The organism is Rufibacter roseus (assembly GCF_001647285.1).
In the GTDB taxonomy this organism is placed as follows: Bacteria; Bacteroidota; Bacteroidia; order Cytophagales; family Hymenobacteraceae; genus Nibribacter; species Nibribacter roseus.
In genome coordinates, this window is the sequence record NZ_LRML01000003.1 from 436449 (window position 1) to 449730 (window position 13282).

Here is a 13282-nt window from a genome sequence, read left to right on the forward strand (position 1 = left end):
TAAGCAGGGCGGATTCATATTTTTTTAATTAGTCAAGGATTTCAGTTACCTGACCGGCACCTACAGTTCTACCACCCTCACGGATAGCGAAACGTAGACCTTTCTCCATCGCTACTTTGTTGATCAACTCAACAGTGATAGTGATGTTATCACCAGGCATAACCATTTCAACTCCTTCTGGTAAAGAAATAACACCAGTTACGTCAGTAGTTCTTAAGTAGAACTGTGGACGGTAGTTGTTGAAGAATGGAGTGTGACGTCCACCTTCTTCTTTAGAAAGAACGTAAACCTCAGCTTTGAACTTCATGTGAGGAGTTACTGAACCTGGCTTACAGATAACCATACCACGACGGATATCAGTTTTCTCAATACCACGTAACAATAGACCTACGTTGTCACCAGCTTCACCTCTGTCAAGAATCTTACGGAACATCTCAACACCAGTTACTGTAGACTTAAGGCCTTCAGCACCCATACCTAAGATGTCAACTTGCTCACCAGAGTTGATGATACCACGCTCGATACGGCCAGTAGCTACTGTACCACGACCAGTGATTGAGAATACGTCCTCAACTGGCATCAAGAATGGAAGGTCAGTTAAACGAGCTGGAATTGGAATGTAGTTATCAACTGCATCCATCAATTCTTCAATGGTTTTCACCCATTTCTCATCGCCATTCAAGCCACCAAGAGCTGAACCTTGGATAACTGGAATGTTATCGCCGTCGAAATCATAGAAAGAAAGAAGCTCTCTGATTTCCATTTCAACAAGCTCTAACAATTCTGGATCGTCTACCATGTCCACTTTGTTCATGAACACAACAAGGGCAGGAACACCTACCTGACGAGCCAAAAGGATGTGCTCACGTGTTTGTGGCATTGGACCATCTGTAGCAGCAACCACTAAGATAGCACCGTCCATCTGAGCAGCACCAGTAACCATGTTCTTCACGTAGTCAGCGTGACCAGGGCAGTCAACGTGAGCATAGTGACGGTTCTCAGTAGCGTACTCAACGTGAGAAGTGTTGATTGTAATACCACGCTCTTTCTCCTCAGGAGCGTTATCGATAGAAGAGAAATCTCTTTTAGCGGCTAGACCTTTGTTCGCTAAAACCTGAGTAATAGCAGCAGTCAAGGTTGTTTTGCCGTGGTCAACGTGACCGATAGTACCGATGTTTACGTGCGGTTTGGAGCGATCAAAATTTTCTTTAGCCATTTTAGAAATTTATTTAGTTCTGTGTTGAAAAGAGTGTTAACTTATTTTGAAAACTCTTTGAGCCAACGATGGGAATTGAACCCACGACCCCTTCCTTACCAAGGAAGTACTCTACCCCTGAGCTACGTCGGCAAAATGAAATGATGCAGCTCGCGCTGCATCATCCTTTTTAAGAGCGGGAGACGAGGTTCGAACCCGCGACCTACAGCTTGGAAGGCTGTCGCTCTACCAACTGAGCTACTCCCGCTTGTTTACTTTGAAAACCAAGAACCTTTTATTGAGCAATCTGTAACCTTACCCTGATTCTTAGCTGTTGTTGGTGTGGGGAGAGAAGGATTCGAACCTTCGAAAGCTTACGCTAACGGAGTTACAGTCCGTCCCATTTGGCCACTCTGGAATCTCCCCATTCTTCTTTCAAAGAACCCCTTAAACGTTTTCCGTTACCGTTTTCGTTCTTAGGAGCTGCAAAATTAATGGCTTTTTCTTCCGTGTCAAATATTTCTTCAAAAATATTTTCCTTCACTGGTTTTGTCCCGCCACCCATTCTTGCAGTTGTTCGTCTTGTTCTAAGACATTTTGTAAGGCTTGTTTTCTTTCTTCGGTCTCGGCCATGTAGGTAAGCATCTGAAAGCCTGCTTGTTTAACTACGGGCATATTTTCTTGCTGCACAATTTTCACCAGAGCTTGCCAACCTCGCTCCTGCCCGTCTATGTCTTTTTTCAATAGAAATGCTCCCAAACTTTGTATAAAATAATAGAGGTCTGCTCCTCTTAATCGGCGGGCGTTTGCTAAATACCAATCATATACTTCGTTTTCCTGTGCGTCTGTCAGGCTTGCCGCCAGGGCATTTACTACATCTGCGTTTTTGTATGTCATGTAAGGTTTTATAGCCTGTACATCTTTACCAGATTTATTCCATGCAAAAATGGAAGCAGCTACCACCTGGTAAGAACTGTCACGCAGTCCTTTCCTGATTACCTCTTCCGGCAGCCCTGTTAAAGTACTTAAAGCATACATAGCCGTAGACCTAACGGTGCTGTTGGGATCTTGCACTGACATGGTTTCTACCCGCTGTTGCATTTGGGGCTGCTGCCAAAGTTCTAACCCTATTAATAACTCTAATGCGGTTGCTCTTATCTTCCAGAACGGATCTTGCATTGCCTGCTGCACTACTTGCGCTACCAGTGGCCCATTCTGTTCACGTAAATATTCCAGGGCTTCTGACTTTGCTGCGTAGCTTTTACCGTTCAAGAACTGAGCTGCCCATTCTTCCAGTGTTTTTTGATGATTAAAGTTGGCCAGCAAATTCTGCTCTGGATCTAGTACAACTGCCTGCGGAGCTGCGGCTGCTGCTATGTTGAAAGTGTGATTTGCCTTTGTTATTTCTACTTCCTTCTGCTGCCACTCTCCATTTTCTAAAAAAGATATTGTAAGCGGGAAAGCATAAACTGGGCTAAGGGTGGTATCCTGCACCTGTGAAACGCTGATCATCAAACTGCCTCCTGAAAACGAGTGCGTCACGTCTAGTACGGGGTGCCCCGGCTGTAGAAACCATTGGTCAAAAAAAGGCTTCAGGTCTTTACCCGTTACTTCTTCAAAAGACATACGTAGCTCATCTACTTCCACCGCCGTGTACTTATGTTGGGTGAGGTAATGGTTCAGTGACAGAAAGAAGGCTTCGTCTCCTACTAGCTTGCGGAGCATGTGCAGCACCCTCCCACCTTTTGCGTAGGAGTGACTGTCAAACATATCTTCTTTGTCTAAGTAACGGTACCTGATAAGAGGCTCTTGTTTTGTTCTAGCTTCATTCAAATACTGCTGCAGTGCTTCCTGGTGTACCAGCGCGGCCTCATCAGCACCGTATTTATGTTCCGCCCACAGGTATTCCGAATAATCAGCGAAAGATTCATTCAGAGGTAAGTTTGACCAAGATTCAGTTGTCACCAAGTCTCCGAACCACTGGTGAAATAGCTCATGGGCTATAATATGGTCCCAGTTCTTGTCTAACAGCTGACGGCGGTCTTGGTGCAGGCTTTCCATGAACGTAGAAGCGGTAGTGTTTTCCATGGCTCCTGACACAAAATTCCTTACCACCACCTGCGCGTATTTCTCCCAAGGGAACGGCACGCCCAGCTTCTGCGAGAAAAACTCCATCATTTCCGGGGTGCGCCCAAAAGTAGCCTTTGCCGTAGCAGCATATTCTGGCTCTACCCAATAGCTCACCTCAATATTCCGCCACTTGTCTTTGACTACGGCATACTCTCCAATAGCCATCATGGCCAAATAAGGAGCGTGTGACTTGGTCATGCGCCAGTGGTCTGTTCTAAAGCCGTTTTTCTGTTTTTGGCTCGAAACCAGCACTCCGTTAGAAAGGGTCTTGAAACGGTCTTCCACCGTGATATAAAAATCCTGCGTCATGCGCTCATTGGGACGATCAATGGTAGGAAACCAGGCAGAACTGGCCTCTGTTTCGCCCTGAGTCCAGATTTGTTGCGGCATGTCTTCTTCCGTTCCCAATGGATTGATAAAATAAAGCCCCTTATCGGCTACAATGGCATCGCTGCCTTTTACCTTCAGCTCGTTGGGTTTAGCCGTATAAGAAATGAACACGCGCAAGGTGTCTTTGCGGGTATAGCTTTTGCCCAACTGCAGCACCAACTGCTCTTGGTCATACTTGTAGGGCAGAGGACTTTCTGTTTTTCCGTTCAACAGAGTCACTTTATGAATTTCAAACCCTTTGGCATCTAACACTACACTGTCCTGCGGATAGAAATAGGGCTTTAGCGTAAGCGTAGCTTCGCCAAGCAGGTGCTGCTTCGCCCAGTCGAATTTTATGTTGAGTTTGGTATGCAGCAAATCCATCACTCTTTCTGCCGCCGGCCTATAAGGCCCATGACTGGTGAGTGGCCGTTGCGGCTCGGCTACAGTATCTGCCTCTACAACAACAGGTTCTACTGAAGCCACCGGGCCAGAAGGCTGTTTTACCGCACAACTGGCAATTAGGCCCCAACCGGCAAAAACCAAGAAGGCGCGGGAAAGGATGTGATTCATGCTAGGATTTATTAACTTTGAAAACTCAAGTTGTGAATTTACTTTCATAATTTCCGTACTCTATATCTTAAACGCTGCAGGATATGCTACAGGTAAAATCAGATACGCAAACGTGGCAAGTAGTTTTTGAGAAGAATCAAATCCTTCTGAACGACTCTCCTTTTACTTGGGATATCCTTCCGCTTAGCCCTATGTCCTTCCATATTATTAAAGACAGCAAATCTTATACAGCTGAACTGGTAGGTACTGAGCTGGACACTAAAACTTTTAAAATCAAAATTAATGGCCACGTGCATACCCTGCAGGTAAAAGACCGCATGGATTTACTGCTGGAGAGCTTGGGCATGGGTGAGGCGTTGGCTCAGAAGATAAATGATATAAAGGCTCCTATGCCAGGTCTGATTTTGGACATTAAGGTGGAGGTTGGCCAGGAGGTAAAGAAGGGCGACCCTATTCTTATTCTGGAAGCCATGAAGATGGAGAACATCATTAAATCTCCGGGCGACGGCGTAGTCACCAACATTAAGGTGAAGCTGAGGCAGAACGTAGAGAAAAACCAGGTACTGATTGTTTTTAATTAGCACGATGCCGTTTTAGGGCTGTTTTCTGAAAAACAGAGCTAAAACGGCTTTTTTATGAAACAAACCTACTACTATATATAAGTGAGCATGCAATACAAAAGAATTCTATTGAAGCTGAGCGGTGAGTCCCTGATGGGGGAGCAACAGTATGGCATTGATACCAACATGCTGGTGCAGTACGCCGAAGAAATAAAATCTGCCGTTGACCTTGGCGCGCAAGTGGCCGTGGTGATTGGAGGCGGAAATATTTTCAGGGGCGTACAGGCCGAATCTGTTGGGTTGGACCGCGTGCAGGGAGACTATATGGGAATGCTCGCTACAGTTATAAACAGCATGGCTCTGCAAAGTGCGCTGGAGAAAGTTGGTTTGTTTACCCGCTTACTTTCAGGCATTAACATTCAACAGGTGTGTGAGCCGTACATCCGCCGCCGGGCACTTCGCCACTTAGAGAAAGGCCGCGTGGTAATCTTCGGAGCCGGTATTGGCAGCCCCTACTTCACTACTGACTCAGCCGCTTCATTAAGAGCCATTGAAATTGAAGCTGACGTGGTGTTGAAAGGCACCAGAGTAGATGGCATTTATACCGCCGACCCAGAGAAAGACAGCTCCGCCACCAAGTACACAGACATCACGTTTGAGGAAGTTTTTGAGAAAGGCCTGAACGTAATGGACATGACCGCGTTTACCCTGTGCAAAGAAAACAATCTGCCAATAGTAGTGTTTGACATTAACAAGCGCGGCAACCTGGCCAAATTGATAAAAGGCGATAAGGTGGGCACCTTGGTAACCATGTAAGTTTACCAGAACTTAGTTACTTCCTGCTGCTGCTTTATAACTGGGGCAGCGCAAAAAAGTAGATTTTACAGAATAAAATCAGAAATTAGCACCGCCTTTTGGCTAACGCTGCGGCGGAATACTTTTTAGTCATCTTTCTAAAGAAGAAAACCCAATGACCGAAGAAATTAATTTTTACTTGAGCGAAGCCGAAGAGTCTATGCAGAAATCGGTGCAGCACACTAGCGTAGAGCTAACTAAAATCAGAGCCGGCAAAGCTTCACCAGCCATGGTAGAAGGCCTTAAAGTAGATTATTACGGCACCCCTACCCCAGTTTCACAGGTAGCCAACGTATCTGCCCCAGATGCACGCACTCTTATGATTAAGCCTTGGGAGAAAAACATGATCTCTGAGATTGGCAAAGCCATTAAAAACAGTGATCTGGGCCTGAACCCTATGCAAGAAGCAGATGGAATTCGTTTGAACATTCCGGCCCTTACTGAGGAGCGCCGCCGCGAACTGGTGAAACAAGCTAAAAACGAAACTGAGAACGGTAAAATCAGAGTGCGTAACATCCGAAAAGATGTGAATGATGCTCTGAGAAAGCTGCAGAAAGAAGGCACTTCTGAAGATGCGGTGAAAGACGCCGAAGGCAAAGTTCAGAAACTCACCGATGCCTATATTGTAAAGCTAGATGAGCTGCTCAGCAAAAAAGAAGCAGAAATCATGACTATTTAAAAGAAGCGTTTTCAGCCTTTTTTTCAAAAATCAGCTCATAAACAGAAAGCCCTGCTTTACTATCTAAAGCAGGGCTTTCTGTTTATATACGTTAACAATCTACTATTTAGCTTTCAGCAGCCAGTTTTCAGCATCTGCCACACTATCAAATACTTCTATGCCGCGCATATCATGCGTAAAGCGTAAAGACTTATCGGCGGAAAGGCGGCTAAACGCGCTTGGCGAGTACACCCACGCAAAATAATCCATTCCGGCTTGACGCATTCTCGGAAGCCAGTCTACTCCTACCCACTCGGCGGCGCTAGACCAAATACCCTCTACATTAGTATTGTCATTTAGCACCTTGCGGCACTCTCTCTCAGACAACTCGTCCAAAATACGCTCACACCCCTCCTGCACAGACTGCTTTGTCTGATAACCTGTCCAGTCTGCATAAATGCAATCAATAGTTTCAACATAAGTAATGGTGATGTGGGTATCTTGGTATAAAATCGTTTTACTCATTCTTTCTTTATTTCCTTCCCCTTATAGCAGAAGTATAGGCAAATTACGGCACCATTTTGAGCATAACAAGTATTTATCTGCACTTTTTAAATACTTTTAACAGCTTAACCTATTAAATACGAAGATAAAGGAGTAAAGTTTTTTTCATTCAACCTCCTAAAGTAAGAGTTCACCAAAACCACAGCGGGAGCATTAGCAGAATATAATACTAGACCAACACCTTTCTGCAAAAAAGGCGTGTTTTAGGCTTAGTTTTCAAAAACTAAGCCTAAAACACGCCAGTAAAAAATGCTTAGACGCCGCCTCAGCTACACTATTATAAATATAGCTTCTTTGCCTGTATATACTCTGCCACGGGCTCAGGCAAGAGGTAGCGGGTAGACTTTTCTTCTTTCAGAAGCCCCCTAATAAACGTAGCCGAAATGTCTAACAATGGCGCTGACACCACTTGTATCTTGGGGTGATTTTTTAGCCCTTCTGGTACTGGTGCGCTCCCCGGACGAGGGTACACCAACACTTCATGGTACTGCAGAATCTGCTCATAATTCTTCCATTTATGGAAGGTGGCCAGATTATCCTCGCCCATTATAAGCGAAAACTGATAGCTGGGGTACTGCTCCTGCAAATAGGTAAGCGTGTCTATAGTATAACTAGGCTTAGGCATCCGGAACTCTATGTCGGTCTCACCCAAATCTGGATTATCGGCAATAGCCAGGCGCACCATGTGCAGGCGGTCATACTCGTGCAGCAGGCTATTGCTGGGCTTGAACGGGTTCTGCGGACTCACTACCAGCCATACTGTATCTACGTTGGCATTGGTGGCCATGTAATTGGCCAGAATCAGGTGCCCTATATGTATAGGATTAAAGGAGCCGAACAGCAACCCTACCCGCATGGCTACGCTATAGTATCTTCTTGGGAAATAAAGTCGCGCACCAGTTTCTCGGCTTTGGCGAATGCATCCTCCAGGTTCTCGTTCACAATTACTTCGTCAAACTTATCTTCAAAGCTCAGCTCAAACTTAGCTTTGAAGATACGGCTGGAAATGCTGGATGCAGAATCGGTATTACGGGCCACCAGGCGCTTTGATAGTTCTTCAATAGAAGGAGGCTTTACAAACACAGCCAAGGCACGATCTTTGTAAAAATTTTTCACGCTCAAGCCGCCTTTTACATCTACATCTAGAATGGCGTGCTTGCCGGATGCCCAGATACGCTCTATTTCAGATTTTAGAGTTCCGTAAAAAGCGCCCTCATACACCTCTTCCCATTCCACAAACTCATCGTTGTCTATTTTCTCGCGAAACTCGTCTGGGGTGATGAAGTAATAATCTTTCCCGTTTACCTCGGTGCGGCCACGGCGGTCGCGGGTGCAGGCAGAGATAGAGAAACTTAATTCAGGGAGTATACTTACTAAATGGCGTACAATTGTAGTCTTGCCGGCTCCGGAGGGAGCCGAAAAAATAATAATTTTACCTTGCATCCTGCGTAGGGAAGCTTAGCCGGACTAAGCTGTTTGGTGGATCTTTGATTTGATGGTTTCTACCAAATTGGTAGGGGCACCAGGCCGCGGGAGAGACGCGTTTAGGAATTTCACGAACAGTTGCTGTTGGTCTATGCTTTCAAAGCAAGGAGAGCATTCATCAGCCTGCTCAGCCAGAAAGGCCTCTTCTTCTTGTGTGGCTTTGCCTTTTAGCCACTTTTCAAAGGTATCAACTACCTTTTCACAATCTGGTTCGTGGCTTTCTTCAGAAGAGACACCTCCCATTAATTCGTCTGTAACTTTTGTTGCCATTTTATTTCTAATTAGCTATTGTATCCCATTGACTTAGCATATTTCTCTAACTTCTCCTTCAGGAAGTGCCGCGCCCGGTGCAATCGGCTCCGTACCGTACCAATAGGAATGTCCAAGATTTTGGCCATCTCTTCATAGGTAAAACCCTCTAAATCGCAGAGGATAATCACGGTTCGGAAGTCAACCGGCAAAGAGTTCAACGCTCCGGCCACTTCATCTCCAATCAGGTCCTGCACGCTCTCCATGCGCAGGTCGGTGGTGCCGCCAGAGCTGTCTCCCTCAGCATCCACGTCTTCAGAATTATAGTAACCCTCTACCTCAGAGTAGTCTACTTTGGCAGGTTGTTTACTTTTTTTCCGGAAGTCGTTTATGAACGAGTTCTTTAGGATGCGGAACAGCCACGCCTTGGCATTAGTTCCGGGTTCGAAATAATCAAAGAAACGATATGCCTTTAAGTAGGTCTCCTGTACCAGGTCATTGGCATCATCTTCATCTAGGGTAAGTCTGAAGGCGAAGTTGTAGAGAGGCGAAATAACAGGCATCAGCTCCGCCTCAAAGCGGGCATCTTTTTCCTCTTTACTCATTGAATTGGCTCTCTGTTCGCTCATTTGACTTAATTTAGTACTTTTACAGCTATTAATAAAGGTACCTATACGCAAATATAGAAATTAAATATACATAGGTACATACGAATATTCAGGCAGATGTTTACGTTTAATAGCCGCAAGGTAAAATAGTTTATTTTTTACTATCATCTATTTTAGCTGTAACTTGCTGTTTTAAACTTATTTCCGCAATTTAGAATACAATAATTCCTCCGCCATAGTTTATGCAGAAAGTTAGTGCTGTTTTGATTACGTTGAATGCAGGGGATAGACTGGAGGCAACTTTAAATGCGCTTACTTGGTGCAATGAAATTGTAGTGGTTGATTCTGGCAGTACAGACAATACCATTGAAATTTGCGAACGCTTTAATTGCCGCATTTATCACAGAGATTTTGACCGGTACGGAAACCAGAAAAGATTCGCCGTTGAGTTAGCCAAAAACGACTGGGTACTTTCCGTTGACTCAGATGAGGTGGTGTCAGAAAAGTTGAAGAACGAAATTCAGCATGTTCTCCAGCAGAAAAAAGTGTCTCACGCTGGCTACTACGTAAGCATCCCGCTTATTTTCTTTGGTACCCGCATTAACTCTGAGGCCTCAAAAAAGTTCTTGCGCTTTTTCAATAAGCAATTTGGCAACTTTGATGATGCACTGGTACATGAAAAAGTACACCTTCATGGCACTATAGGAAAACTGAAAGGAGAAATGGTCCATTACAGCTACCGCGACATGGAAATGTTCTTCACTAAGTTTAACAAATACACCACGTTGGCGGCTGAGAACCTACGTCTGAAAAAGGCTTCTGTCGGTTTTGCCCATGTTATTTTAAAATGCCCCGCCACCTTCTTCAAAGTGTATTTTCTGAAAGGCTGTTTCTTGAATGGCATCCCAGGATTTCTGTGGGCATTCCTGTCTTCTATTTATCCGGTGATCAAATATGCCAAACTATGGGAGTTGAATCGGCAGCAACCACAAGTGGTAATTAAACCAATTCGGCAAGAAGTTTTGCTCGAAGAAAAGGAAGCGTGATCCTCCTTAAAAAAAGGAGATTTACATTTGCCAGCTAAGTTCAGGCTCTACACCTTTTGGTTAATTCACCCTAAGTTCCTGCAGTTCAACCCACCCATTGAAACATGACCTCTTCTTTACCTGCTCCCCCTCTTGTATCTGTGGTTATGTGCATTTACAATGGTGAACGTTTTCTAAAAGATCAAATAGATTCTATTCTGCAGCAGACCTACACCAATATTGAGCTGGTATGTGTAGATGATCAGTCAACTGACCGCAGTGTAGCAATTATTCAGGAGTATCAAAGACAAGACTCAAGGGTAAAGCTTTTTGAGAACGAACGCAATTTAGGCTTCAACAAAAACTTTGAACGAGGGTTTTCACTGTGTACAGGAGAGTTTATTGCCATCAGCGATCAAGATGATGTTTGGCATTCTCACAAAATAGAAGATTTAATCTTTTACATAGGGAATAGTCTGCTTGTCTACAGCAATTCTGAGTTGATTGATGAGGATGGCAAAAAACTTCATCAAAATCTGGAATCAAGTATAAAGCATGTGCATGACCCTTCTTACAAGGGTTTCTTGGAATATAATTTTGTCACCGGCCATACGTGTCTATTTAAAAGAGAGCTACTCCAGTATATTACTCCCATTCCTAAGAATGTACTTTATTATGATTGGTGGATTGGCTTTACTGCTGCATATGTTGGAAAGGTTTTTTATTTAGATAAAATACTTACCCAGTACAGGTTACATTCTAACTCAGTAATCCAGAAATTAAAGAGTTCACATACAGACAAAGAAACCGAAAAGGGAAAAAGATACGCCCAAGCACTCTCCTTTGCTGAGGCTGACTTTGTGAAACCTAAAGACAAAAAAGAAATACTTAACTTTTTAAGAATAAAGCTGAATGCATCTAAAGATCTATTTAGCTCTACAAACTGCTATGTGCATCTCTTAAAAAACCACCGGCAGTATTATCCTTGGTACAAGAAAAGCTTTATTAGTAAACTTAATTTTATTAGAAGGCAATGTAAGTAAATCTATCTCAAGCTAACGTGCCAACAACCTTACACCTGTACCCTACCAAACATTTTGAAAGGCCTCTACTTTGAACAGCTAAGTAGGTCTGATAATAAAATCAATCATATAAGTACTAATGCCTGCCAAACATCTTAAAACCTCACTTATCATATCTACTTATAATTGGCCAAACGCTCTTGAAGTTTGCCTTAAGAGCGTATTGAACCAAGAGAGGTTGCCGGACGAAGTGATTGTAGCAGATGATGGATCCAAAACGGAGACCCTTCAGCTTATTGAAAAGTATAAAAAGGATTTTCCTGTTCCTTTAAAACATGTGTGGCACGAAGACAATGGTTTTCGACTATCAACCATTCGTAACAAAGCTATTCTGGTAGCGGAATTCGAATACATAATTCAAATAGATGGAGACTTGATTCTTCACCCTTCCTTCATAAAGGACCACCTTCGATTAGCCACCCCACAAAGATTTGTTTCTGGCAGCAGGCTTTTGTTGCCCCCTGCTTATTCAGAAAAGATATTAGGTCAGAGAACAATACCTCCGTATTTAGATCTGTTAATGAACGGGAGCAGCCGCTTAAATGCCATCAGAGTCCCTACCCTTACCAAGTTACTGGCCCCTCATTACAAAAAGAGAAATAAGTTTTACGTTAAAGGGTGCAACATGGCATTCTGGCGGAAAGACCTTCTGGAAGTCAATGGCTATAATGAAAATATTACAGGATGGGGCAAGGAAGACAGTGAACTTGCAGTTAGGCTTATCAATAATGGAGTAAAGCGCCTATTCATTAAATTTGGGGGAATCTGTTATCATCTCTATCACAGAGAAGCTTCCAAAGCTAGGCATGATTTGAACGAAAACATTTTACAAAGCACTATTGACTCTGGTATCACAAGGTGTGACAAGGGCATAGACCAATATGAGGTTGAAAGTATAACCGTCCTTTAGGCCTCCTTCAACCAAGACAATATCAACCCAAGAGCTAAATAACTCTTATTGTAAATTAGAAGACCAGATTTCAAATTCTATTTGAGCTGGAATTGAGGTTTACTTTTAAGATATTATTTAACTCTAGTGTAATTCTTATACTCAAATGGTCTGTAGCCAATTACGTCTTCCACCCACTGCAGCACCTTTCTCCTAAAGCTAGTCTTCTTCTGTAAGTCTACTGGATCAAACGAAAACTTCCAGTTACTCCTTGCCACTCTTGGCTGAAAAACAGCAGGATGAGAACCAGTAAAATGCATCAACCTGTCGGCATTGCCATAATCAAACTCATCTGACTCAGGCATTTCTTTTTCTATCCACTCATCAGATTGATAGTGTTTATAGAAATTTCTGATTTTACTGTTCAACCCCTTAGGTGGCTTTACCCAGCCATAGTGGTGTATGTAAACATCAATAAGTTTGGCGTTGATCTTGCGGTCATTTATTCTAAAACCCTGAGCGTCTTTGTAGGAATGAACTCCTGGCAAATGTTTTAGTACCCTAATTTCACGTCTGTACCACCTTCTTGACACTGCGTAGTAATCATAAGAGCCATAAAAGTGCCTGTACTTAAATAAAAGTCCTTCTATCTGGGGGTCTTTTAAACACTCCTCCATCTCCTTTTTAATAGTATCTAAGTACTGCTCGTGCACACATTCATCTCCCTGAATGTAGAAAGCCCAGTCTACGTCGTCTGAAATGGCGGCATAGGCTTTGTCTGTTTCAAGCGCAAATACCTGTCCGCCTTCACGCAAAGAATCATCCCAAACAGTTTCAATGATCTTGATTTTTGGAGAATCTATAGACTGAAGCAGTTCCAGAGTAGTGTCTTCTGAATTACCGTGGGCAACAATAAACTCATCGCAAAGGGGCAAAATGGAGGTGATAGCCTCTACAATGGGATAATCGTTTTTTACCGCATTTCTGATAAAGGTAAAACCGGCAACTTTCATGCGCTATGAGATCTGATTAAATTCCTA

15 protein-coding genes and 3 tRNA genes are annotated in these 13282 nt (G+C 43.6%); 6 read left to right on the forward strand and 12 right to left on the reverse strand.

Annotated features, from left to right (window positions below; translation table 11 throughout):
- Nucleotides 1-28: 28 nt before the first annotated feature.
- The 6 genes from tuf to A8O23_RS05955 all read right to left on the reverse strand — a co-directional run bounded on the left by tuf (nucleotide 29) and on the right by A8O23_RS05955 (nucleotide 4267).
- Nucleotides 29-1216, reverse strand: coding sequence for an elongation factor Tu (gene tuf / locus A8O23_RS05935; RefSeq protein WP_066618045.1), 1188 nt, complete (start codon nucleotides 1214-1216; stop codon nucleotides 29-31).
- 60 nt (nucleotides 1217-1276) lie between these two features.
- Nucleotides 1277-1348, reverse strand: a tRNA-Thr gene (locus A8O23_RS05940).
- A 42-nt stretch (nucleotides 1349-1390) separates the two neighbouring features.
- Nucleotides 1391-1463: transfer RNA gene (locus A8O23_RS05945), tRNA-Gly, on the reverse strand.
- Nucleotides 1464-1538: 75 nt separating this feature from the next.
- A tRNA-Tyr gene (locus tag A8O23_RS05950) sits at nucleotides 1539-1621 on the reverse strand.
- Nucleotides 1584-1739, reverse strand: a complete 156-nt coding sequence (locus A8O23_RS21560; RefSeq protein ID WP_161486698.1) for a hypothetical protein — start codon at nucleotides 1737-1739, stop codon at nucleotides 1584-1586. Before A8O23_RS21560 ends, A8O23_RS05950 begins: the two co-directional genes overlap by 38 nt.
- Nucleotides 1736-4267 (reverse strand): M1 family metallopeptidase, encoded by a 2532-nt coding sequence (locus A8O23_RS05955; RefSeq protein ID WP_066618309.1) that lies wholly within the window; start codon nucleotides 4265-4267, stop codon nucleotides 1736-1738. Before A8O23_RS05955 ends, A8O23_RS21560 begins: the two co-directional genes overlap by 4 nt.
- An 83-nt stretch (nucleotides 4268-4350) precedes the next feature.
- On the opposite strand from A8O23_RS05955, the gene A8O23_RS05960 reads away from it, so the two are divergent.
- From A8O23_RS05960 to frr, 3 genes are all read left to right on the forward strand, one after another.
- Entirely contained in the window at nucleotides 4351-4848 is a 498-nt protein-coding gene (locus A8O23_RS05960) for an acetyl-CoA carboxylase biotin carboxyl carrier protein subunit (protein ID WP_066618047.1), read from the forward strand.
- Between the two features lie 87 nt (nucleotides 4849-4935).
- Complete coding sequence (pyrH, locus tag A8O23_RS05965) at nucleotides 4936-5643, forward strand: UMP kinase (protein ID WP_066618049.1); 708 nt, start codon at nucleotides 4936-4938, stop codon at nucleotides 5641-5643.
- A gap of 154 nt (nucleotides 5644-5797) precedes the next feature.
- The gene (gene frr, locus A8O23_RS05970; RefSeq protein WP_066618058.1) at nucleotides 5798-6361 is read left to right on the forward strand and encodes a ribosome recycling factor; all 564 of its coding nucleotides are present in this window, start codon (nucleotides 5798-5800) and stop codon (nucleotides 6359-6361) included.
- A gap of 102 nt (nucleotides 6362-6463) precedes the next feature.
- On the opposite strand, the gene A8O23_RS05975 is transcribed toward frr, so the two are convergent.
- The 5 genes from A8O23_RS05975 to A8O23_RS05995 form a co-directional block, all read right to left on the reverse strand.
- On the reverse strand, nucleotides 6464-6865 hold the full coding sequence (locus A8O23_RS05975; protein WP_066618061.1) for a hypothetical protein: 402 nt from the start codon (nucleotides 6863-6865) through the stop codon (nucleotides 6464-6466).
- Between the two features lie 316 nt (nucleotides 6866-7181).
- Nucleotides 7182-7760, reverse strand: coding sequence for a nicotinate (nicotinamide) nucleotide adenylyltransferase (nadD, locus tag A8O23_RS05980; RefSeq protein ID WP_066618063.1), 579 nt, complete (start codon nucleotides 7758-7760; stop codon nucleotides 7182-7184).
- A gap of 2 nt (nucleotides 7761-7762) precedes the next feature.
- Nucleotides 7763-8347 (reverse strand): guanylate kinase, encoded by a 585-nt coding sequence (gmk, locus tag A8O23_RS05985; protein ID WP_066618066.1) that lies wholly within the window; start codon nucleotides 8345-8347, stop codon nucleotides 7763-7765.
- A gap of 24 nt (nucleotides 8348-8371) precedes the next feature.
- Nucleotides 8372-8659 carry a hypothetical protein gene (locus tag A8O23_RS05990; protein ID WP_153042087.1) on the reverse strand — a complete coding sequence of 96 codons (288 nt, stop codon included), beginning with the start codon at nucleotides 8657-8659 and terminating at the stop codon, nucleotides 8372-8374.
- Between the two features lie 11 nt (nucleotides 8660-8670).
- Nucleotides 8671-9267 (reverse strand): sigma-70 family RNA polymerase sigma factor, encoded by a 597-nt coding sequence (locus A8O23_RS05995; protein WP_066618070.1) that lies wholly within the window; start codon nucleotides 9265-9267, stop codon nucleotides 8671-8673.
- Nucleotides 9268-9488: 221 nt separating this feature from the next.
- On the opposite strand from A8O23_RS05995, the gene A8O23_RS06000 reads away from it, so the two are divergent.
- From A8O23_RS06000 to A8O23_RS06010, 3 genes are all read left to right on the forward strand, one after another.
- Complete coding sequence (locus A8O23_RS06000; RefSeq protein ID WP_066618072.1) at nucleotides 9489-10292, forward strand: glycosyltransferase family 2 protein; 804 nt, start codon at nucleotides 9489-9491, stop codon at nucleotides 10290-10292.
- A 104-nt stretch (nucleotides 10293-10396) separates the two neighbouring features.
- Nucleotides 10397-11314 carry a glycosyltransferase family 2 protein gene (locus A8O23_RS06005; protein ID WP_082882924.1) on the forward strand — a complete coding sequence of 306 codons (918 nt, stop codon included), beginning with the start codon at nucleotides 10397-10399 and terminating at the stop codon, nucleotides 11312-11314.
- A 118-nt stretch (nucleotides 11315-11432) separates the two neighbouring features.
- On the forward strand, nucleotides 11433-12263 hold the full coding sequence (locus A8O23_RS06010; protein ID WP_066618074.1) for a glycosyltransferase family 2 protein: 831 nt from the start codon (nucleotides 11433-11435) through the stop codon (nucleotides 12261-12263).
- A gap of 113 nt (nucleotides 12264-12376) precedes the next feature.
- Here A8O23_RS06010 and A8O23_RS06015 read toward each other — a convergent pair whose 3' ends face one another.
- Entirely contained in the window at nucleotides 12377-13255 is an 879-nt protein-coding gene (locus A8O23_RS06015; RefSeq protein ID WP_066618078.1) for a glycosyltransferase family protein, read from the reverse strand.
- Nucleotides 13256-13282 lie beyond the last annotated feature (27 nt).

Coding starts and splice junctions, on each gene's coding strand:
- tuf (WP_066618045.1), bottom strand. CDS start 1,216: ATGGCTAAAGAAAATTTTGATCGCTCCAAACCGCACGTAAACATCGGT.
- A8O23_RS05955 (WP_066618309.1), bottom strand. CDS start 4,267: ATGAATCACATCCTTTCCCGCGCCTTCTTGGTTTTTGCCGGTTGGGGC.
- A8O23_RS05960 (WP_066618047.1), top strand. CDS start 4,351: ATGCTACAGGTAAAATCAGATACGCAAACGTGGCAAGTAGTTTTTGAG.
- pyrH (WP_066618049.1), top strand. CDS start 4,936: ATGCAATACAAAAGAATTCTATTGAAGCTGAGCGGTGAGTCCCTGATG.
- frr (WP_066618058.1), top strand. CDS start 5,798: ATGACCGAAGAAATTAATTTTTACTTGAGCGAAGCCGAAGAGTCTATG.
- A8O23_RS05975 (WP_066618061.1), bottom strand. CDS start 6,865: ATGAGTAAAACGATTTTATACCAAGATACCCACATCACCATTACTTAT.
- nadD (WP_066618063.1), bottom strand. CDS start 7,760: ATGCGGGTAGGGTTGCTGTTCGGCTCCTTTAATCCTATACATATAGGG.
- gmk (WP_066618066.1), bottom strand. CDS start 8,347: ATGCAAGGTAAAATTATTATTTTTTCGGCTCCCTCCGGAGCCGGCAAG.
- A8O23_RS05990 (WP_153042087.1), bottom strand. CDS start 8,659: ATGGCAACAAAAGTTACAGACGAATTAATGGGAGGTGTCTCTTCTGAA.
- A8O23_RS05995 (WP_066618070.1), bottom strand. CDS start 9,267: ATGAGCGAACAGAGAGCCAATTCAATGAGTAAAGAGGAAAAAGATGCC.
- A8O23_RS06000 (WP_066618072.1), top strand. CDS start 9,489: ATGCAGAAAGTTAGTGCTGTTTTGATTACGTTGAATGCAGGGGATAGA.
- A8O23_RS06005 (WP_082882924.1), top strand. CDS start 10,397: ATGACCTCTTCTTTACCTGCTCCCCCTCTTGTATCTGTGGTTATGTGC.
- A8O23_RS06010 (WP_066618074.1), top strand. CDS start 11,433: ATGCCTGCCAAACATCTTAAAACCTCACTTATCATATCTACTTATAAT.
- A8O23_RS06015 (WP_066618078.1), bottom strand. CDS start 13,255: ATGAAAGTTGCCGGTTTTACCTTTATCAGAAATGCGGTAAAAAACGAT.